Annotated in this window: 17 protein-coding genes; 16 read left to right on the top strand and 1 reads right to left on the bottom strand. The window is 51.9% G+C overall.

The features are described from left to right. Positions 1–146: 146 nt before the first annotated feature. Genes QU597_RS12195 through QU597_RS12205 form a run of 3 tightly spaced genes read left to right on the top strand, consistent with a single transcriptional unit; the run spans position 147 to position 4,113 of the window. Positions 147–1,790, top strand: coding sequence for a spore germination protein (locus tag QU597_RS12195; RefSeq protein WP_310832873.1), 1,644 nt, complete (start codon positions 147–149; stop codon positions 1,788–1,790). A gap of 2 nt (positions 1,791–1,792) precedes the next feature. Further along, positions 1,793–2,998 carry a Ger(x)C family spore germination protein gene (locus QU597_RS12200; RefSeq protein ID WP_310833295.1) on the top strand — a complete coding sequence of 402 codons (1,206 nt, stop codon included), beginning with the start codon at positions 1,793–1,795 and terminating at the stop codon, positions 2,996–2,998. A 14-nt stretch (positions 2,999–3,012) separates the two neighbouring features. Then, on the top strand, positions 3,013–4,113 hold the full coding sequence (locus tag QU597_RS12205) for a GerAB/ArcD/ProY family transporter (RefSeq protein WP_310832874.1): 1,101 nt from the start codon (positions 3,013–3,015) through the stop codon (positions 4,111–4,113). Here the strand turns inward: QU597_RS12205 and QU597_RS12210 are convergent. After that, entirely contained in the window at positions 4,086–4,343 is a 258-nt protein-coding gene (locus QU597_RS12210; protein WP_310832875.1) for a hypothetical protein, read from the bottom strand. The two genes, QU597_RS12205 and QU597_RS12210, sit on opposite strands and share 28 nt — an antisense overlap. 169 nt (positions 4,344–4,512) lie before the next feature. On the opposite strand from QU597_RS12210, the gene QU597_RS12215 reads away from it, so the two are divergent. From QU597_RS12215 to pknB, 13 genes are all read left to right on the top strand, one after another. Next, positions 4,513–6,387, top strand: a complete 1,875-nt coding sequence (locus tag QU597_RS12215) for a bifunctional homocysteine S-methyltransferase/methylenetetrahydrofolate reductase (protein WP_310832876.1) — start codon at positions 4,513–4,515, stop codon at positions 6,385–6,387. Positions 6,388–6,425: 38 nt separating this feature from the next. Further along, positions 6,426–7,322: a YicC/YloC family endoribonuclease gene (locus QU597_RS12220; RefSeq protein WP_310832877.1), complete on the top strand. Its 897-nt coding sequence runs from the start codon at positions 6,426–6,428 to the stop codon at positions 7,320–7,322. A gap of 50 nt (positions 7,323–7,372) precedes the next feature. Further along, a complete protein-coding gene (remA, locus tag QU597_RS12225; protein ID WP_006209218.1) occupies positions 7,373–7,633 on the top strand; it encodes an extracellular matrix/biofilm regulator RemA in 261 nt (86 codons plus the stop codon). A gap of 18 nt (positions 7,634–7,651) precedes the next feature. Further along, positions 7,652–8,221, top strand: a complete 570-nt coding sequence (gene gmk, locus QU597_RS12230) for a guanylate kinase (RefSeq protein ID WP_236329193.1) — start codon at positions 7,652–7,654, stop codon at positions 8,219–8,221. A gap of 54 nt (positions 8,222–8,275) precedes the next feature. Continuing rightward, a complete protein-coding gene (gene rpoZ / locus QU597_RS12235) occupies positions 8,276–8,476 on the top strand; it encodes a DNA-directed RNA polymerase subunit omega (RefSeq protein ID WP_310832878.1) in 201 nt (66 codons plus the stop codon). A gap of 331 nt (positions 8,477–8,807) precedes the next feature. Continuing rightward, positions 8,808–10,040: a bifunctional phosphopantothenoylcysteine decarboxylase/phosphopantothenate--cysteine ligase CoaBC gene (coaBC, locus tag QU597_RS12240; RefSeq protein ID WP_310832879.1), complete on the top strand. Its 1,233-nt coding sequence runs from the start codon at positions 8,808–8,810 to the stop codon at positions 10,038–10,040. Continuing rightward, complete coding sequence (gene priA, locus QU597_RS12245) at positions 10,040–12,571, top strand: primosomal protein N' (protein ID WP_310832880.1); 2,532 nt, start codon at positions 10,040–10,042, stop codon at positions 12,569–12,571. The genes coaBC and priA overlap by 1 nt, the downstream gene beginning before the upstream one ends. A 63-nt stretch (positions 12,572–12,634) precedes the next feature. Continuing rightward, positions 12,635–13,120 carry a peptide deformylase gene (gene def / locus QU597_RS12250; protein WP_310832881.1) on the top strand — a complete coding sequence of 162 codons (486 nt, stop codon included), beginning with the start codon at positions 12,635–12,637 and terminating at the stop codon, positions 13,118–13,120. A gap of 5 nt (positions 13,121–13,125) precedes the next feature. Beyond that, the gene (gene fmt, locus QU597_RS12255) at positions 13,126–14,064 is read left to right on the top strand and encodes a methionyl-tRNA formyltransferase (protein ID WP_310832882.1); all 939 of its coding nucleotides are present in this window, start codon (positions 13,126–13,128) and stop codon (positions 14,062–14,064) included. A gap of 119 nt (positions 14,065–14,183) precedes the next feature. Then, on the top strand, positions 14,184–15,557 hold the full coding sequence (gene rsmB, locus QU597_RS12260; RefSeq protein ID WP_310833296.1) for a 16S rRNA (cytosine(967)-C(5))-methyltransferase RsmB: 1,374 nt from the start codon (positions 14,184–14,186) through the stop codon (positions 15,555–15,557). Between the two features lie 249 nt (positions 15,558–15,806). Beyond that, positions 15,807–16,847, top strand: a complete 1,041-nt coding sequence (gene rlmN / locus QU597_RS12265; protein ID WP_232381107.1) for a dual-specificity RNA methyltransferase RlmN — start codon at positions 15,807–15,809, stop codon at positions 16,845–16,847. 6 nt (positions 16,848–16,853) lie between these two features. Next, a complete protein-coding gene (locus tag QU597_RS12270) occupies positions 16,854–17,630 on the top strand; it encodes a Stp1/IreP family PP2C-type Ser/Thr phosphatase (RefSeq protein WP_206104497.1) in 777 nt (258 codons plus the stop codon). Further along, positions 17,627–19,825, top strand: coding sequence for a Stk1 family PASTA domain-containing Ser/Thr kinase (pknB, locus tag QU597_RS12275; protein WP_310832883.1), 2,199 nt, complete (start codon positions 17,627–17,629; stop codon positions 19,823–19,825). Before QU597_RS12270 ends, pknB begins: the two co-directional genes overlap by 4 nt. The last annotated feature ends 112 nt before the right edge of the window (positions 19,826–19,937 follow it).

The raw sequence follows: 19,937 nt of genomic DNA on the forward strand, positions 1-19,937 counted from the left end.
ACCGGCAGGAGAATTTCAAAAGGATGTCCAGTAAGCCGTTCATGGCTTGCAGGGCATCCTTTTGGCATTTCGGGCAAAGATGCAGCCGAATAATGGCAGGTCGATCCGTGAATAATAAGGAGCAGCATAAGAAAGGGGGGAGTCTGGTGGATACTAAGCGACGTACAGGCAGACAACTGAAGTCTGCTAATTCGGCAGGTTCCGGCAGCAGAGCGCCGATGTTATCAGAGGTTCTGGCTGAGAGTATCGAGAACATCCAGGGCGAACTCGGGTACAGTCCTGACCTAAAGGTACGGAAAGTTGACCTCGGCGGAGAGCGCCCGGTACAGGCTGCAGCAGTTCATCTCAGCGGACTGGCGGATAAGACTTCCGTCAATGAATTTGTTGTAGGATCCCTCCTGCTGAACACTGACGCATGGACCCAGGGACATGATGATAGCCCTCCTGACCTCCCCGCATTGCTATTAAGCCGTATTCTGGAAATTGGTGAAGCAGAGGTCCAGGAGGATTGGAACGATATTATGCTGGCCGTGCTCTCCGGGGATACGGCGATACTGATCGAGGGCTATACACTTGCGATTATCTGTGAGACCCGAGGCGGGGAAACCCGGTCCGTCGAAGAATCCTCTTCGCAAATGGTGGTCCGCGGACCAAAGGATGGATTTGTGGAAGCTGTGGGCACTAATGTCTCTCTAATCCGCCGGAGAATTAAATCCTCCAGACTGCGGCTGGAGTTCATGAAGCTCGGCACAGAGACGAAGACCCATGTGGCAATGATGTATCTGAAAGAAATAGCCAGTGAAGACCTGGTAGAGGAAGTGCGGGAGCGACTGAATAGGATTGCAAATGACGAGGTGCTGGAATCAGGTTACCTGGAGGAGTTGATACAGGATAAGACCTTCACTCCGTTTCCGACAATCTATAATACCGAACGGCCGGATGTTGCTGCGGGAAATCTGCTCGAAGGCCGGGTGGTGGTCATTGTGGACGGAACGCCGTTTGTGCTGATTTTACCTGCGGTGTTTACCCAGTTTTTCCAGTCGGCAGAGGACTATGCCCAGCGGTTTGATATTGCGATTCTAATGCGGATTGTCCGATATGTCAGTTTTATTGTCCTGCTGCTGGGTCCTTCTGTATATATTGCATTCACTACCTATCATTATGAGATGATTCCGACAACACTATTGATTAACCTGCTCTCCCAGCGGGAAAATGTGCCGTTTCCGGCTTTTGTCGAGGCGCTGCTGATGGAAGGCGCCTTTGAGATTTTGCGTGAAGCCGGGGTGCGCATGCCGCGAGCCATCGGCCAGACCGTCTCTGTTGTAGGTGCGCTCATTCTAGGTTCGGCCGTAGTGGAAGCGGGAATTATTACACCGATTATGGTTATCGTCATCGCGCTGACCGGTATAGCGAGCTTCGCCATTCCGGCATATAACATGGCGATTGCAGGACGGATTATCCGTTTTGCTTTTCTGCTGCTGGCAGGAATGTTCGGGTTCTACGGTATTACGCTTGGCCTCATCGTACTGGTGGCGCACATGAACAGCCTGCGCTCATTCGGCTTACCCTATCTGTCACCGTTTGTTTCTTTGTCCATGATGGACAAGAGGGACACTATTCTTAGACTGCCGGTCTGGCTGTTGGAGCCTGGCCAATCACCGCAACAGATGCGCGATGAGATGCCGGAGTTCAAGCGGGTGACGTCAGGTCATGAGTCGGAGCTGGCTCCGTTAATCAAAAAGAATGAAGACAGGGGAAAGCGGCCAAAGGGTGAAGGAGAGGCTGAGTGAAGATGAGACGCCTTTGTATTTTTTTGCTGGCTGCTTTGCAGCTCCTGCTTCCGCTGGTTCTTACCGGATGCTGGGATAGTGTTGAGCTAAACCGGCGGGCAATCGTTTCCGGTGTGGCGATTGACCGGGGGGAAGGAGAGGCTGAGAAGTATGTGGTTTCTTTTCAGGTCATTATAGCCGAAGAAATCTCTGGTAAGAACGCACGCGGGATTTCACCGGTTGCTCTGTATACAGGGAAGGGACGGACCATGTTTGAGGCGCTGGCTAATGCCTCCCGGCAAACAGCCCGCTTCTTATCACTAGGCCATGTCCGGGTCCTGGTCATTTCCGAAAAACTGGCGCGGGAAGGCATTAAGGATCTGTTGGATGTGCTTGAACGGGAGAGCGACACCCGGCTTACCAGCCTGATTTTTGTTGCCAAAGGCCAGCCTGCAAGTGAACTCATGTCTACAATGACCGTGTTCAGCAAAATCCCCGCCAATGATCTGGTCGAGAAGCTTGAAACAACCTCGAAGCAGTTCGGCTACAATTACCGGATGGAAGTGGATGATGTAATCAGAGGCATTCAGCTCAGAGGCGGCGGTCCGGTGATCAATGGGGTATTTACCGGCGGGAGCCGGGAGAAGGCGGATAGTAACGATAATCTGAAGACAATTGTGCCACAGGCGATCCTGAAGGTATCTGAGCTGGCAGCTTTTAAGGATGATAAGTTAAAGGGCTGGCTCAAGGGGGATACTGCGCTGGGAACCGTCCTTCTGCACAACAAAATCAAAGAATATCCTGTGGTCATCACTCATCCCCAGGGTGGATATATTGCTTTTAATGTGTATCAATCCCAGGTGAGGCTGACGGTAGCGGCCAAAGATCCGGAGCACCCGGTGTTCACTGTGGAAATTAGCCAGCAGGTTTCGATCAAAGAAAATGCCAATGCGTTAAACTTGGTCTCTCCGGTAACAGTTGCAGATTTATCGTCACATATTACTAAGGATACCACCAAAAAAATTAAAGAAGCGATCGAAACGGCCAGGAAGTACAACAGTGATTATCTGGGATTTGGACAAGCGATGCAGCGGGAGAACCCGCAGGGCTGGAAAAAGGTGATGAAACACTGGGAGGATATTTTTGCCGAATGCGAATACAAAATTGAGGCAGATGCAGTGATCAGACATACCGATATGCGGAGCAACTCGTTTCAGGTGAATCCGTAGAGCAGGGGGACAAAATGGGAAAGGTTAAGATCGGCTTGCTTCAGTTTTTCACTTTAACAGTGCTGTTTGAGCTGGGGACGGCGCTTGTTGTCAATCTGGGCATGAGCGCCGGCAGGGATGCATGGATGTCGATTCTGATTGGCTGTCTGGCAGGGCTGGCCATGTTTTCGGGGTATGTATATTTGTACCGGAAGCACCCGGACATGCCTTTCACGGCCTACACCCGCAAACTGCTAGGCACAACAGCCGGCACACCAGTTGCGGTAATGTATATTGTTTTATATATGAATTTGGCTGGCCGAGATCTGCGTGACGGCAGCACGATGCTTGCGATGGCTACAATGCATAACACACCTCTCTTTATCCTAAGTATGCTGATGATCTTATCCGCTGCTTATGTGCTGCACAAGGGTCTGGAGGTACTTACGAGGACGTCGCTGATGTTCGCTGTAATCGTCCTGCTGATCGGTGCATTCAGCCTGATCTTACTGATTCTGTCCGGTTCAATAAAACTTCTGCGGCTGCTTCCTGTTCTGGAGAACGGGATCGGGCCGGTGATGGATTCCGTTGTACATCAGAATTATATGTTTCCGTTCGGTGAAATGGTTTGCTTTACGATGCTTATGCCTTATCTGTCTCATGTCAAAAAAGGACCGTGGGTTATTGCGGCAGGTATGCTGGTATCCGCTCTGCTGCTCAGCGCTACCATGGCTCTTAATATATCGGTGCTTGGGGCAGATATCGTGGAGCGTTCCCCGCTGCCGCTGATGCCGACTATCAGCAAGATCTCGATCTCGGATTTTATCCAGCGGGTTGACATTTTTGTAGTAATGGTGCTGATCATTGGCGTGTTTTTCAAAGTGTCTGTTTTCTTCGCGGCTGCACTAATCGGTATTTCTGAATTGTTCAATCTTCCATACCGGAGAATGGTGTATCCTGTTACGCTGATTATCCTGTTTACTTCTATGCTTGATGCCCGCAGTTTCACTGAACATCTGAATGAAGGCGGAAGACTCCTATACGCGGTCTATCCGCTGTTTATGATTGTTATTCCGGCCATTCTGATCATTGTAACTGCAATACGCAGCTACTTTTCGGCGCCCCGGCCGGGCTGAGTGCCGCGTATCCAATAGATGGCATCCGGAATGATAAGGCATAACAGCATAACGGAGGCAGCCAGCTTCTCCGAGGCCGTATAGAGGAGATAGTTGAGAATATAGCCGATGTTATTTAGCCCATATCCGAACAGCCAGTCGTTCAGGTAAAGATACAGCTGTGAAAGTACTGATAGTAAAAGGATCGCTGTGTACTTGCGGAGCAAGAGCTTACGGGTTCTTTTTTTCAATCAAAACAGTCCTTTCCGGGTGATTAAGACTAGTATGAATCATTTCCTGGACTGCCATGCAGAGCCAGGCCCGGCGAGGGACTGCTTTTGCGCTATGAATGCTTATCATCCATCCCGATTTATGTTACATTAGTATGAAACTAATGACAGTATAGGGGAGGTTCTTGCGGTGAAGCCGGATTTGCGCTCTGCATGGAAGAATAACGTGTTGGTCGGAGACGGAGCGATGGGAACTTTTTTATATCAGAAAGGCTTCCCTGTCGGCATCTCCTATGAAGAATTAAATCTGACCTCTCCAGAGGTCATTGAAGATGTGCACCGCAGCTATATTGAAGCCGGGGCGGTGCTGCTGGAGAGCAATACGTACTCGGCCAACTATGATAAGCTGTCCAAGTTTGGCCTTGAGGCCAAGGTGGAGGAGATCAACCGTGCCGGTGTACGGATAGCCCGGCATGCCGCCGGTGAAACCGGATATGTTGTCGGTGCGGTAGGCTCGATCCGTGCCGGTAAGCGTGCGAACCTGTCCAGCTCGGAGCTGAAGCGGTTTTATGCCCAGCAGTTTTCAGCGCTGCTTGAAGAGCAGCCGGACGGTATCATGCTGGAAACCTTCTATGATGTGGAGGAGCTGCACCTGGCGCTCAGAGCGGTCCGTAAGCTCAGCGGGCTTCCGGTGATCTGCCAGCTGGCTGTGGATGAAACAGCACGCACGCTAGACGGATTAACACTGCCTGAGGCTTTTCGGATTCTGGAGCAGGACGGGGCAGACATTATCGGCTTCAATTGCCGTACCGGACCAAACGGAATCAAGCGGGCTTTGAAATCGCTGCAGGGAAGTCTTACACTGCCCGCTTCGGTATATCCTAATGCCGGTATCGCCGATTATGTGGACGGGCAATACCGTTACGGCGCATCCCCGGAATATTTTGGCCAGATGGCCCCGGTGTTTGCTGATATGGGCTGCCGGATTATCGGCGGATGCTGCGGTACTACACCGCAGCATATCACTGAAATTTCTGCAGCGCTGCGCGGATATATTCCGCAGCCGCTGCCTGAGCCGGCAGTGAAGCGAAGCATAGAGAGTATTACTTTGCATGAGCCACTCGGAGAAGACAGCGCCCGGAACGGCGGCGAACCGAATCTGGTTGATCTGGTTAAGGAACGCCATACCGTGATTGTAGAGCTGGACCCTCCGCGGGATCTGGATATCTCTAAGTTCATGAAGGGTGCCGAAGCGCTGCGCAGAGCAGGTGCAGATGCGCTGACGCTGGCCGATAATTCCCTGGCCGTGACCCGGATGAGCAACATGGCGCTCGGATCTCTAGTACAGAGCCGTACCGGACTACGCCCCCTGGTCCATGTTGCCTGCCGAGACCGCAACCTAATCGGAACGCAATCCCACCTGATGGGCTTTGATGCGCTGGGTATTGACCATGTGCTGGCTGTGACCGGAGATCCGGCAAGGTTCGGCGATTTACCGGGGTCGAGCTCGATTTATGATTTGACCTCCTTCGAGATCATCCGGATGATTAAGCAGCTCAACGACGGCATTGCTTTTTCCGGCAAACCGCTCAAGCAGAAGGCGAAATTTGTGATTGGGGCTGCGTTTAATCCGAATGTGAAGCATTTGGACAAGGCAGTGGAACGTCTGGAGAAAAAAATCGCCTCAGGTGCTGATTATATTATGACTCAGCCGGTGTACGATCCGGAGCTGATTGCCCGCATTGCCAAAGCCACCGCACATCTGGATATTCCGATCTTCATTGGAATTATGCCGCTGGCGAGCGGCCGTAATGCCGAATATCTGCATAATGAAGTGCCTGGTATTCAGCTCTCGGATGAAGTGCGCAGACGTATGCAGGGACTTGAAGGAGAGACTGGCCGCGCGGAAGGTGTAGCTATAGCCAAAGAGCTGCTGGATGCAGCGACAGCGCATTTTAACGGGATCTATTTAATGACACCTTTCATGTTCTATGATATGAGTGTGCAGCTGCTGGAATATATTTGGGCGAAGCAAGGACGCAAATTGTCCCCCTTGTTTCGGTAGTAATAATCAATTACAATAGTGTAATGGATGTGATTCCGTTGTCATTTAGCATGACCGGATACGGTCAATCATCCCTGCAATTCGGCGGTTACAAGATAACGTTCGAAGTCAAATCGGTGAATAACCGTTACTGCGAAGTTGTGCTGCGGATGCCCCGGGATTGGACGGTTTATGAGGATATGCTGCGACGAATAGTTCAAAGTCATATCAAACGGGGACGGGTAGATGTCATCATTAATAGGGAAGTCACTGAAGAAGCTGCTTCCTTACAGGTTTTGAACCGTAATGCGGTGAAGTCCTACCTGAAGTCAGCGGAAGTGCTGAAGGATGAGTTCGGGCTGCCGGGAGAGTTGACTTTACGTGATATACTTTCTATGCCCGGGGTTATGGAACTGAAGGATGGACCGGCGGACGAAACGTCCGGTTCTGCCGAAGAGTGCTCCGAGATGCTTGCACAGGGATTGACGCAGAGCCTGCAATCGCTGCTCCAGATGCGTGCCCGTGAAGGAAGCTATCTTGCTGCTGACCTGTTAAGCAGGCTTGGCCATCTTGAAGAGCTTCAGGCTAGAATGGCTGCGCTTGCCCCCGCTGTTGTAAGTGAATACCGAGACAAGCTAAGGCTGCGGCTAAGTGAACTGAATGACGGAACGTTCCCTTTTGAAGAGCATAAATTCGGAATGGAAATTGCTATCTTTGCCGACCGCTGTAACATTGATGAAGAGCTTACCCGGTTGTACAGTCATTTTGAACAATGCAGGACTCTGCTGAATGGAAGCGAGCCGGCAGGACGCAAACTGGACTTTCTCATCCAGGAGATGAACAGGGAGACGAATACAATCGGGTCGAAATGCAATCATCTGACTCTGGTGAACCTCACGCTTGAGATGAAGGCTGAGCTGGAGAAGATTCGTGAGCAAGCGGCGAATATTGAATAACAGGAATCTGTATAAGCAAAGATGTAACTTATGGGGGGAACAACCGGAACATGGCAATTAAATTAATCAACATCGGCTTTGGGAATATCGTATCGGCCAACCGTATTATTTCCATTGTCAGCCCGGAATCTGCACCGATTAAACGTATTATCCAGGAAGCGAGAGACCGGCATATGCTGATTGACGCTACCTATGGCCGCCGGACGCGGGCCGTCATTATCACAGACAGCGACCATGTCATTCTGTCGGCCGTTCAGCCGGAGACTGTGGCACACCGCTTATCCAGCAAAGATGACGATAACGACGAATAACAACAATTGGAGTGTACTATGTCAAAAGGATTGCTGATCATTTTATCCGGACCTTCCGGCGTTGGCAAAGGCACAGTGTGTACAGCACTACGGCCGAAAATGCCCGAGCTTGTCTATTCCGTTTCCGCCACCACCCGTAGTCCGCGTGAAGGCGAAGAGAACGGTGTCAATTATTTTTTCAAGAGCAGAGAGCAGTTTGCGGCGATGATTGAAGCCGACCAGCTGCTGGAGTATGCGGAGTACGTAGGCAATTATTACGGTACTCCGCGTGATTTTGTGGAGCGGACACTTGAGAGCGGAAGAGATATTATTCTGGAAATCGAGGTTCAGGGAGCACTCAAAGTCAAAGAGAAATTTCCCGAAGGAATCTTTGTATTCCTGCTGCCGCCATCGATGGACGAACTCAAGGACCGTATCCGCGGGCGCGGTACGGAGCATCCTGATGTGATTAACCACCGTATGTCCGTGGCGGAGGATGAGATTGGCCTGATTCGGCATTACGACTACGCCGTAGTGAATGATGAGATTGATCTCGCCTGCAAGCGCATAGAAAGCATTATTATCGCCGAACATTGTAAGGTAAGATGATATGCACTACAAGAATGGATCATATTTACAGTAAAAGATGAAGAGGTGTCTTACGTGCTATATCCATCTATTGATGAAATGATGACTAAGGTTGACAGCAAGTACTCGCTGGTTGTCGCTGCGGCCCGCCGGGCAAGAGCACTCCGCGAAGGCGGTAAAACGGATGTTAAATCGCCGAAATCGCACAAATTCGTTGGTGTGGCGCTGGAAGAAATCTATGAAGACCGCATTATTGTAACCCGCGGCGAAGAGTAATCCGGGAAGCCTGCTATGCCTACAGTAGAAACGGTCACCGCCAGCTTCATTCGCGGCACCGTTTCTTCTTCTGTTAGCGGGGCTTGTATTGTATAATGCTATATGTAGCCCGTGCTGGGCTGATCCTGACAACCGGAAGGTTGTTATTTTTTTAAGATTCCGTTAATTTTCAGTTGATATTGATTTCCTGCATGTCCTGCAAGAAACGGGTGCCGTCCTTTGCTAAAGGCGACGCAGCCGTTTCTTCTTGCCGGAATATGAAACCATAAGGATATCTTTTTTCATAGCCGGTTCATTTGCTTCTTACAGGTTTGGAACAGGGGGGATTAAGTTGAACAGCTTACAAGGCAAAACCATCATCCTTGGAGTTACAGGAGGCATCGCTGCCTACAAGGCGGCGGCCTTGACCAGCAAGCTAGCCCAAAAAGGTGCCGAGGTTCATGTCATTATGACGTCTTCGGCCAAGCAGTTTATTACCGAACTGACGTTTCAGTCGCTGTCCAAACAGCGGGTGTATAGTGATACCTTCCAGGAACGCGACCCGGCTTCAATTTCTCATATAGATCTTGCCGGTTCTGCTGATCTGGTTCTGATTGCTCCGGCAACGGCCAATATTATTGGTAAAATGGCGCATGGACTGGCTGATGATATGCTGTCCACCACGCTGCTTGCAACTACAGCGCCAGTTATGGTCGCACCGGCAATGAACGTTCATATGTACCAGCATCCGGCGGTAATCAGCAATATGAACACACTTGCCGCCCGCGGTGTGCAATTTATTGAACCGGGCGAAGGCCTGCTCGCCTGCGGTTATGTGGGCAAAGGGAGGCTGGAGGAGCCGGAAACGATTGTCCGCGTGGTGGAGGATTACTTTGCTCTCCAGGCAGTCAACGTAAAGGGGCCTTTAGCCGGTAAAAAAGTGATTGTTACCGCCGGTGGAACAGTAGAACGGATTGATCCGGTCCGCTATATCTCTAATGATTCTTCCGGTAAAATGGGCTTTGCCATTGCCCGTGCCGCACGGGCAATGGGTGCGGAAGTTACCCTTATTGCTGCACGGACCGATGAAGCGCCGCCGCAGGATCCTGAAATCTCGTTAATTCGGGTGGAATCAGCACAGTCCATGCTGGAGGCCGTCACCAGCCGGTGGGATGAGTGCGATATTCTGATCAAAGCTGCCGCAGTGGCTGATTACCGTCCAATGCACAGTGCTGACTCGAAAATTAAAAAAAGCGGAGATACGATGACGCTTGAACTGGTCAAGACAACCGATATTCTGGAGACTCTGGGGAACATGAAAGACGGCCAGTTCCTGGTCGGATTTGCCGCTGAAACCGGCAATGCCGAGTTTTATGCAAAGGATAAGCTGGTCCGCAAAAATCTGGATCTTATCGTTGCTAATGATGTGTCCACGGAAGGCGCCGGCTTCGGCACGGACACCAACATTGTATCGATCTATGATGCCGGTGGACTGGTGCTTGATCTTCCTTTGAGCTCGAAAGATGAAGTCGCACGCCGTCTGCTGACCCTGGCGGCAGAGCGTATTTCCGGGGTAGCGTTATAATGGAAATAGCGAAGGTCATTGTCGATGTTCCTGTGCGCAGCACCGACCGGCCGTTCGATTATTTGATTCCTGATTCCCTGAAACTGTGGATAGAAGTCGGCAGCAGGGTAGCCGTTCCTTTCGGCCACCGGACGGTGCAAGGTTTCGTAGTCTCACTTGAATCCGGTGAGACTGGCTCAGTCTCTAGTCTTAAGCCGATTCAGGAGGTCCTGGATCTCCTGCCTCCTTTATCGCCCGAGCTGGTTGAATTAGGTGACTGGATGAGTCAAAGATATGCCTGCAGACGTATCTCTGCTCTGCAGGCAATGCTTCCAACGGCTCTTAAGGGCAAAGCTGAGCGTCTGATTTCTCTGGGGGAGGCTGCGGAAGAAGCAGCTAAGCCGGAGGATGAGCTGTTTCCGCTTTTCCTAGAGGATGATCAGGAGGAACGTACGATCATTGATTTTGTCAGACGTGGCGGAGAGGTCTCCATGAAGCAGCTGACCCGGACTTTTCCGGATGCGGCGGAAACAGTGAAGTTTATGCTGCGGAGGGGAGTGCTGACCGAAAGCCAGTCTATTAAGGATAAAATGGGCAAAAAAAAGCTGAAGGCGGTAGATTTGGCGGTTGGTCTGGCTGCAGCCCGCGAATCGCTCGGAAGTTTCCCGGCGCGTTCCGCCCGGCAGAAGGAAGTTTTAGCTTTTTTGATCGAGATGGAGCAGATGCTGCCCATGCCTATGAAAGACCTGCTGTCAGTGCTGCAGGTTACAACCGCTACGGTGAAAGCTCTTGAAGATAAAGGTTTCATCGAAATCACTGAAATCGAGGTGTACCGCGACCCATACCGGGGTCGTGACTTCAAACCGAGTACACCGCTGCCGCTTACTCCTGAGCAGCAGACGGTATTCACACGGATTGCCCGTACGGTTGAAGAGCAGCAGCATGAAGTGTTTCTGCTGCACGGGGTTACCGGTAGCGGGAAAACGGAGATCTATTTGCAATGTATCCAGCGAGTAGTCGATCAGGGAAGACAGGCGGTCGTGCTCGTGCCGGAAATTGCACTTACTCCGCAGATGGTGGAACGCTTTAAAGGCCGGTTCGGCAGCGGTGTAGCGGTCATGCACAGCCGCCTGTCCGTAGGTGAACGTTATGATGAATGGCGCAAGATCAGGGAGGGGAAAGCGAACGTTGCCGTCGGGGCGCGTTCGGCGGTATTTGCCCCTTTTTCAAATCTGGGTCTGATCATTATGGATGAAGAGCATGAATCCTCCTATAAACAGGAGGAAAATCCGAAATATCATGCCCGTGATGTCGCTGTTCGCCGTGCGGAGCAGGGCGGAGCAGCGGTTATTCTGGGCTCAGCCACTCCTTCACTGGAGAGCTATCATGCGGCCAGATCACAGAGCGATATCCACTTCTCTCCAGTCCTGCTGGAGATGCCTACCCGGGCACTGGGCAATGAATTGCCCAAGGTGCATGTAGTCGACATGCGGGATGAACTGAAAGAGGGCAACCGCTCGATGTTCAGCCGCAGGCTGCATGCCGCACTGGAGAGCAGGCTCGAACGGGGAGAACAGACCGTGCTGCTGCTGAACCGCAGAGGTTTCTCTACCTTTGTGATGTGCCGGAGCTGCGGTTATGTGGCTACATGTCCGGAATGCGATATTTCACTGACGTATCACAGCCGAAGCGACAATTTGCGCTGTCATTATTGCGGACATGCCGAAGCCTCGCCGAAGGAATGTCCGGAATGCGGGAGTGAACACATCCGTTTCTTCGGGACAGGGACCCAGCGTGTAGAGGAAGAGCTGGGCAAGCTCTTTCCAGGCATTCGCGTCATCCGGATGGATGTAGACACAACGACAGAGAAGGGCTCGCATGAAAAGCTGCTGAACCAGTTCAGAGATAAGAAGGCAGATGTGCTGCTGGGAACACAAATGGTGGCTAAAGGACTGGATTTCCCGGATGTAACGCTTGTCGGCGTCATCACTGCAGATTCCGCTCTCAATCTGCCGGATTTCCGCGCAGCAGAAAAGACGTTCCAGCTCCTTACACAGGTCGCAGGCCGGGCCGGAAGACATCAGCTTCCCGGTGAGGTCGTAGTGCAGTCCTACACACCAGAGCATTATTCAATCGTTCATGCCAGCGGACATGACTATAATTCTTTTGTCCGGGAAGAACTGAAGCACCGGAGAGATTTGCATTACCCGCCATACTGCCGTCTGATTCTTGTCACGCTCTCACATGAGCAGCTTCCGCTGCTGCTGAAGATGGCGGAGAATTACGCGCTGAATCTGCAGGGACGGGCAAGGCAGCTCCGCTGGTTCGGCAGTCTGGACAAGCTGTCCTCAGATGCGCTTGACCTGCTCGGCCCGGTTGCCTCGCCTTTGCCCCGGCTGAAAGGCCGATACCGCTTCCAGTGCATCGTGAAATGGCGTGGAGCTATCGATGCCATCGGACTGGCCCGCCAGGTAGCTGAAGAGCTGGAGGATTCAGTCCGTGATAACGGTCTGCAAATCAGTATTGATGTGGACCCGCAAATGTTGATGTAGATTACAGACATGATACAATGAAAATACTATTGAAATGTTCAGAACAAGGATGGTGTACGTGTAATGGCAATCAGATTAATCGTAAAAGAACCGGATGAAGTGTTGCACAAGACAGCGAAAATCGTAACGAAAGTAACCGCAAACGTCCAGAAGCTGCTGGATGATATGGCAGATACTATGTATGATGCCGAAGGTGTTGGTCTTGCTGCACCACAGGTGGGAATTCTGAAACGGCTGATCGTCGTTGATGCTGACGAAGAGCATGGGCTGATCAAGCTGATTAATCCGGAGATCATCAGCACGGAAGGCGAGCAGTTCGGACCGGAAGGCTGCCTCAGTATTCCCGGACTCAACGGTGACGTACGCCGTGCGGAGACGGTAACAGTACGCGGACTTGACCGCGAAGGCAATGAGGTCACCATTACGGGCAGCGGACTTTTGGCCCGGGCTTTCCAGCACGAGATCGATCATCTTAATGGAGTCCTCTTTACGGACATTGCCGAGAAGGTTTATGAGTACAAAGCTGAACACAGCGAAGCCGGGGAGTGAATGAAATGAAGATAGTGTTCATGGGAACACCCGCATTTGCTGTGCCTTCATTGAAGATGCTCGTGGAGGAAGGCTATAACGTGGTAGCTGTTATCACCCAGCCTGACCGGCCGCAGGGCCGCAAGAAGACGCTTATGCCTACTCCGGTAAAGGAGGCTGCACTGTCACTGGGGTTGCCGGTGCTGCAGCCGGAACGGCTGCGCCGTCCGGAGGCGGTAGCCGAGCTAGCTGCCTATGAGCCGGATCTGATCGTTACGGCTGCTTACGGGCAATTTTTACCGAAAAGCGTACTTGATCTGCCTAACAATGGCTGTATCAATGTTCATGGTTCACTGCTCCCGAAATACCGCGGAGGTGCGCCTATTCAGCGCTGCATCATCAACGGGGAGAACGTAACTGGCGTAACACTGATGTACATGGCAGAAGGTATGGATACCGGTGACATGATTTCCCGCGTCGAGGTGCGGATTGAAGAGGAAGACACTGCAGGTGATCTGTTTGAAAAGCTGAGTCTTGCCGGACGTGATCTACTAAAGACTGAGATGCCTCGTCTGGCGAATGGACGGGTAGAAGCAGCAAAACAGAATGACAGTGAGGCAACGTATGCACCAAATCTTACCCGCGATGATGAGCGGATTGACTGGAATGCAGGCTCACGTGAAATCTACAACCGTATACGGGGACTGGTGCCGTTCTCCGGTGCATTTACCCTCTGGAATGGCGAGACCTTTAAAGTATGGGCAGCGGCTAAGCCTTCCGCAAGTCACAGCCCATCGGGCAAAGCGCCTGGTACAGTGCTTGCGGTTAACGAGCGCGGTGTAGAGGTGAGCACCGGTGACGGATCACTGCTGCTGACCTCTGTGCAGCCGGCCGGCAAAAAAGCGATGAGCGCCGGCGACTTCAGCCGCGGCGCGGCTATGAGTCCAGGGACGGTGCTAGGTTGAGCGCGGGCGGCAATAATGCGGGCCGTGGAGGGCACCGGCCTCAGAGCAAGAGTGGAGCTGGTAAGGCTGCGGGCAGTACAGCACCTGCCGGAACCAAATCTGGAGCGGATCGCAAGAATATCCGCAAGAGCACCAAGCAGGCGGCGGGTTCTGCCAGGGAGGTTGCGCTTGATGTTCTCGTGCGGGTCGAGCAGGAAGGGGCTTACAGCAATCTCCTGCTGAACAGCAGTTTGCAGAAGTCAGCGCTTAGCCGTGAAGATTCAGGGCTGGTAACGGAACTTGTATACGGTACTATTTCGCGGATGCTCACCCTGGATCACGTCCTGGGAGATTTCGTGAGCAAGGGCATCACGAAGCTGCAGCCTTGGGTACGAAATCTGCTGCGCCTAAGCCTGTATCAGATTATGTATTTGGACCGTATTCCATCCCATGCGGCTGTTAATGAGGCGGTTAATATCGCTAAGAAGCGCGGTCATCAGGGTATTTCCGGTATGGTTAACGGTGTACTCCGCAGCGTCCTGCGCGCAGGCGATCTGCCGGTACTTAGCAAGAATATTAGTGAGGCTGAGAGAATTTCCATTATCCATTCCCATCCGCTCTGGATGGTAGAGCGCTGGAGTGCAGAGTATGGGATCGAGACAGCAGAGGCTATGTGCGCCGCTAACAATGAACCCCCGGCAGTCAGTGTTCGTGTGAACACAACGATGATCAGCCGTGATGGTCTGCTGGCGCAAATGCAGGAGTCAGGACTGGATGCTGCTGCCTCTAAAGTAAGCCCGTATGGTATCGTGGTCAAAGGGGGCGGTAATCTGGCCCTGTCTGCCTGGTACAAGGACGGATATCTGTCTGTGCAGGACGAGAGCTCCATGCTGGTCGCCGAAGCTGTAGAACCAGAGCCGGGAATGAGGGTGCTTGATTGCTGTGCAGCTCCCGGCGGTAAAAGCGCGCACATGGGTGAGCTGATGAAGGATGAAGGATATATTTATGCGAATGATCTGCATGCCCACAAAGCCAAACTGATCTCCGATCAGGCGGAACGCCTGGGGCTGGACAGCATCACTACAGGCAGCAGTGACGCGCTTGAACTTGCAGCAGCGCTGCCGCCGGAATCCTTTGACCGGATTCTGCTGGATGCGCCCTGCTCCGGTCTTGGGGTCATCCGCCGCAAACCGGATCTTAAATGGCGTAAGCAGCCTGATGACGTAGCCAGCGTAAGCGCTCTTCAGGGAGAACTGCTGCAGTCGGTGTCACGGCTGCTGAAGCCGGGCGGTGTGCTGGTGTACAGTACCTGTACAACTGAACAGGCCGAGAACAGCGGGATTGTGGCTGAATTTTTAGAACGGAACCCGGATTTCGTTCCGGTGAGCTTTGAGACGCCTGTCTGGGAGCGTCTCGGCGGAACGGCGCTGGCCGCAGGTCAGGGAATTCAGCTGCTGCCGCAGCATTTTGGAAGCGACGGATTTTATATTGCCCGGCTCCGGCGACTCTTGTAAAATAGTAAACCGGCAGGGGAATTACAGATGTCCCGCCCGCAGATTTTAGTGCGCGGCGGGCTTTTCTTTTACCGTCTCTGATATTTGTGTTAAAATAGGAAGAATGAGAAATAATACGCATATCCGTTAGGATAATCGTCATATCGTCCTTTTAAGGACGGTATTCGTTTTGTGCTGATACAGAAGCTGGTCCGCAGTCGTCCCGACCCATTGATTTTATACTTTATGAAAGAACAGGTGCTAAATATAATGAAACCTTTAATATATGATTTCTCTTTGGAAGAGTTGCAGCAGTGGGCCAAAGATAACGGAGAGCCTGCTTTCCGCGGCGGCCAGATTTTCGACTGGCTGTACGTGAAACGCGTCAATGACTTTGAGTCCATGAGTAACCTGTCCAAGGCGCTCCGCGCCAAGCTGACGGAGCAGTTCAGCATTAATGCATTGACTGAGATTACAAAACTGGAGTCTAAGGACGGAACCGTTAAATTCCTGTTCGGTCTGCATGATGATCATGCGATCGAGACAGTTATTATGAAACACAATTATGGAAACAGCGTATGTGTTACGACACAGGTAGGGTGCCGGATTGGCTGTACATTTTGTGCCTCTACACTGGGCGGACTAAAGCGCGACCTTACAGCCGGCGAGATCGTTGCCCAGGTTGTCCGTTCCCAGCAGATTCTGGATGCACGCGGTGAACGCGTCAGCAGTATCGTAATTATGGGTACGGGAGAGCCGTTTGAGAATTATGACGCCACGATGCGGTTCCTGCGTTTGATGATTCATGAGAAGGGACTCAATATCGGCCAGCGTCATATCACAGTATCTACAAGCGGAATTGTGCCGAACATCTACAAATTTGCTGAGGAAGACACACAAATCAATCTGGCGATTTCGATTCATGCACCCAATGATGCGTTGCGCTCCAAGCTGATGCCGGTCAACCGGCGTTACCCGTTCGATGATGTAATTGAGTCCTTGCGTTATTATCAGGCCAAGACAGGCCGCCGGATCAGCTTCGAATATGCGCTGATTGGCGGAGTCAATGACCAGCCGGAGCATGCGAAAGAACTGGCCGGTGTGCTCAAGACCATGCTGTGCCATGTCAACCTGATTCCGGTCAATCATGTACCGGAGCGCAAATATGTGCGGACTTCCCGCAATGATATTTTTGAATTTCAGCGTATTCTGGCCGACCAGGGTGTGAATGTAACGATCCGCCGTGAGCAGGGCCATGATATTGCGGCCGCATGCGGACAGCTGCGCGCCAAACATATGGAGTTGGGGTGAGGATATTTGATCAGAACAGTTCATGCCAGCGACGTTGGCCGGGTACGTACCGTCAATGAGGATTCGGTCTGGATCGGCACAACACGTCACGGTTATACCCTCGGCATTATTGCCGATGGAATGGGTGGACATTTAGCAGGAGACACTGCGAGCAAGCTCGCGCTGGAGACCATGCGCAGCACACTCGACGGGCTGCCGCCGGATCTTCCGGAGGAAGAGCTTAGAGAAGCGCTGTCGGCTGCCATAATGGAGGCCAACCGCACAGTCTTTACCGAGGCTTCGCGCGACGAAAAGTACCATAACATGGGTACGACAGTGGTTGCTGTTCTACTTCAAGGGCCGGCAGGATATATTGGCCATATCGGAGACAGCAGAGCCTATCTTGTTAAAGACGGTGCCGCAATTCAATTAACCGAGGATCATACGCTGGTCAATGAGCTGTTCAAAAACGGCCAGATCAGCCAGGAGGAGCTTGGCAATCATCCGCGCCGCAATGTACTGACTAGAGCGCTGGGGACGGATGCCGAGGTTAAGGCTGATTTGGCTCCCGTAAGCTTGTCCCTGGGGGAACTTCTGCTGCTGTGCAGTGACGGTCTGAGCAATTTCGTCAGCCAGGAGCATCTAGGCAAGGTTGCCGGAATTCATGAAATACCGTTAGAGGAAAGAGCGGATCGATTACTTCAACTGGCACTATTAGCCGGTGGCGGCGACAACATCAGCGTCGCTATGTTAGAACATCAAGGAGAGGCCGCTGTGCCCGAGACAAAGGAGTGGAATAGATGATCGGTCACGAATTGGGCGGCCGTTACCAAGTCATCGAACGGATCGGGGGAGGTGGCATGGCGCTTGTCTACAGAGCCCATGACATTTTGCTTAACCGGAACGTCGCCATTAAAGTATTAAGAAATCAGTTTGTACATGACGAGGAGTTCATCCGCCGCTTCCGGCGTGAGGCACAATCGGCTGCTTCCTTATCGCATCCGAATGTAGTCAGTATCTACGATGTAGGTCAGGAAGAGGATGTCCATTACATCGTGATGGAGTATGTTGAAGGTAAGAACCTGAATGAAATTATTAAAGAACGGGCGCCGCTTCAGGTAGATGAATCTATCCGGATTGCTTCCCAGATTTGCGATGCGCTTGATCATGCCCATCAGAATCAGATTATTCACCGTGATATTAAACCTCATAACATCCTGATTGGACGCAACGGCCGTGTTAAAGTAACGGATTTCGGTATAGCCCGTGCAGTTACTTCTACCACAATTACCCAGACTGGTTCTGTAATTGGTTCTGTGCATTATTTTTCACCGGAGCATGCCAAAGGTGTGATGACCGGAGAAAAGTCCGATTTGTATTCGCTCGGAATAGTACTCTACCAGATGTTAACCGGTGTGCTGCCTTTTTTGGGTGAAAGCCCGATCAGCGTAGCGCTTAAGCATCTGCAGGAGGAATTTGAAGAGCCTCGGCTGCTGAATCCGCTGATTCCGCAAAGCGTGGAGAATGTGATCCTGCGTTCCATGCGCAAAAATCCGGATGAGCGGTATCAGTCTGCTAAGGAGATGCTTCAGGATCTGGAGACCTGCCTGCTGCCTGAACGGCGCAGCGAAGCCAAGGCCTTGTTCCATGATGAGGATGATGAAGACCGGACAAGGATTATCCCGGCGATCAAACCGATTCAGCGTGGTCTGGGCAGCCGCAGCGGCGGGGGTGAAGAGCGGATGCGCCGTATGGATGAGGAGGAAGACGTTCCGCCTGCACTGAACAGCAAGAAGAAATGGGGGCGTCCGGCATTATGGATAGGTCTTACCCTGCTTTTATTGCTGGCCATGGGCAGTGTGGTCTGGTATGTGAACTCCAAGCTGGTGGTTGCCGAAGTCACTGTTCCGGATGTAACTAACCAAACTCTGGAAAAGGCTACCGCAATGCTGGATGAGGTTGGGCTGATCGTGGAGGATCCGGTTGTAGAGCAATACAACCCGAACTTTGACGAGAATGTCGTCTGGGAGCAGAATAAAAAGAAAGGCACTGTGGTAAAAGAAGGAACGCATGTTGTTCTAACAGTGAGCACTGCAAAGCCTACTTCAAATGTGCCTTCATTGTCCGGCAAAACCTATGATGATGCTGTAAAAGCTTTAATGGCGGAAGGTGTGGAACAAAGCCGCATCAGCCCGGATCCGCGATTTAGCGAAGATTTCCCTGAAGGACAGGTAATCGGCACTGAACCGGCGGAAGGCAGCGAATATGATCCGGAGACAGCTACAATTAAGGTCATTGTCAGTAAAGGTGAAGAAAGCAAGCCGATGCCTGACCTGACAGGCAAAACCCAGGATGAAGCCAAGGCAATATTGGAGGGCTTGGGACTGGTGCTGGATGAGGTCAGTGAAGATACCAGCTACTCCGTCGATAAAGGGAAAATCACGAAGCAATGGCCTTATGAGAAAGACGATATGGTATCTCCCGGAGATAAGATCTCCATCTCCCTGAGCACAGGATTCCCGCCGGAAGCGTTGAATTATACTTTCAATGTGCCGGTAGCACCTTCAAGCGACGGGAAGAAAACTAAAATTCGTATCGTGTATTCCGATGCCCGCAACGATGGGGAGCCTCAGGAGTGGGGGACGCGTACGATAGCGAAGACCCAGGTATTGTCTGTGAATCTGGTTCTGGCTCCGAATAAAGACGGGGCGGTTTCGATCTACCAGGACGGGGAATACATCGAGGCTTATGAGATCCGCTATTCCGATGCCAAGAACGGCACGGTACAGCAGCCAGAACCTCCGGCGACTCAGACACCAGAGCCCACGGTAGCACCTACCGAGACACCGGCAGAACCTACGATTGAACCGGAAATCCTGCCGCCGGGTTCAGAAGAAGGCGGAAATACAGGCGGTAACAACCAAACTGGGTATATCGTGAACAACGCCTCGGAAGGTCAAAGTAATAAAAAAGGTAAAGTGAAAAACAATAAGAATTAGAGAAATATCTAATAAAAGAGAAAAGCTGCAGCAGTTCCAGTTCATTAGCGGTAAGGCTGCGGCAGCGAGATGACCCGGGGTGTTTTTAGCTTGGGTCATTTGCGCAAAATCA

It is taken from the genome of Paenibacillus pedocola (assembly GCF_031599675.1).
GTDB classification, from domain to species: Bacteria; Bacillota; Bacilli; order Paenibacillales; family Paenibacillaceae; genus Paenibacillus_AQ; species Paenibacillus_AQ pedocola.

Bases quoted from the DNA above. Each gene is read 5' to 3' on its own strand.
- QU597_RS12200 (WP_310833295.1), top strand. From the start codon at position 1,793: ATGAGACGCCTTTGTATTTTTTTGCTGGCTGCTTTGCAGCTCCTGCTT.
- QU597_RS12205 (WP_310832874.1), top strand. From the start codon at position 3,013: ATGGGAAAGGTTAAGATCGGCTTGCTTCAGTTTTTCACTTTAACAGTG.
- remA (WP_006209218.1), top strand. From the start codon at position 7,373: ATGGCAATTAAATTAATCAACATCGGCTTTGGGAATATCGTATCGGCC.
- gmk (WP_236329193.1), top strand. From the start codon at position 7,652: ATGTCAAAAGGATTGCTGATCATTTTATCCGGACCTTCCGGCGTTGGC.
- priA (WP_310832880.1), top strand. From the start codon at position 10,040: ATGGAAATAGCGAAGGTCATTGTCGATGTTCCTGTGCGCAGCACCGAC.
- def (WP_310832881.1), top strand. From the start codon at position 12,635: ATGGCAATCAGATTAATCGTAAAAGAACCGGATGAAGTGTTGCACAAG.
- fmt (WP_310832882.1), top strand. From the start codon at position 13,126: ATGAAGATAGTGTTCATGGGAACACCCGCATTTGCTGTGCCTTCATTG.
- rlmN (WP_232381107.1), top strand. From the start codon at position 15,807: ATGAAACCTTTAATATATGATTTCTCTTTGGAAGAGTTGCAGCAGTGG.
- pknB (WP_310832883.1), top strand. From the start codon at position 17,627: ATGATCGGTCACGAATTGGGCGGCCGTTACCAAGTCATCGAACGGATC.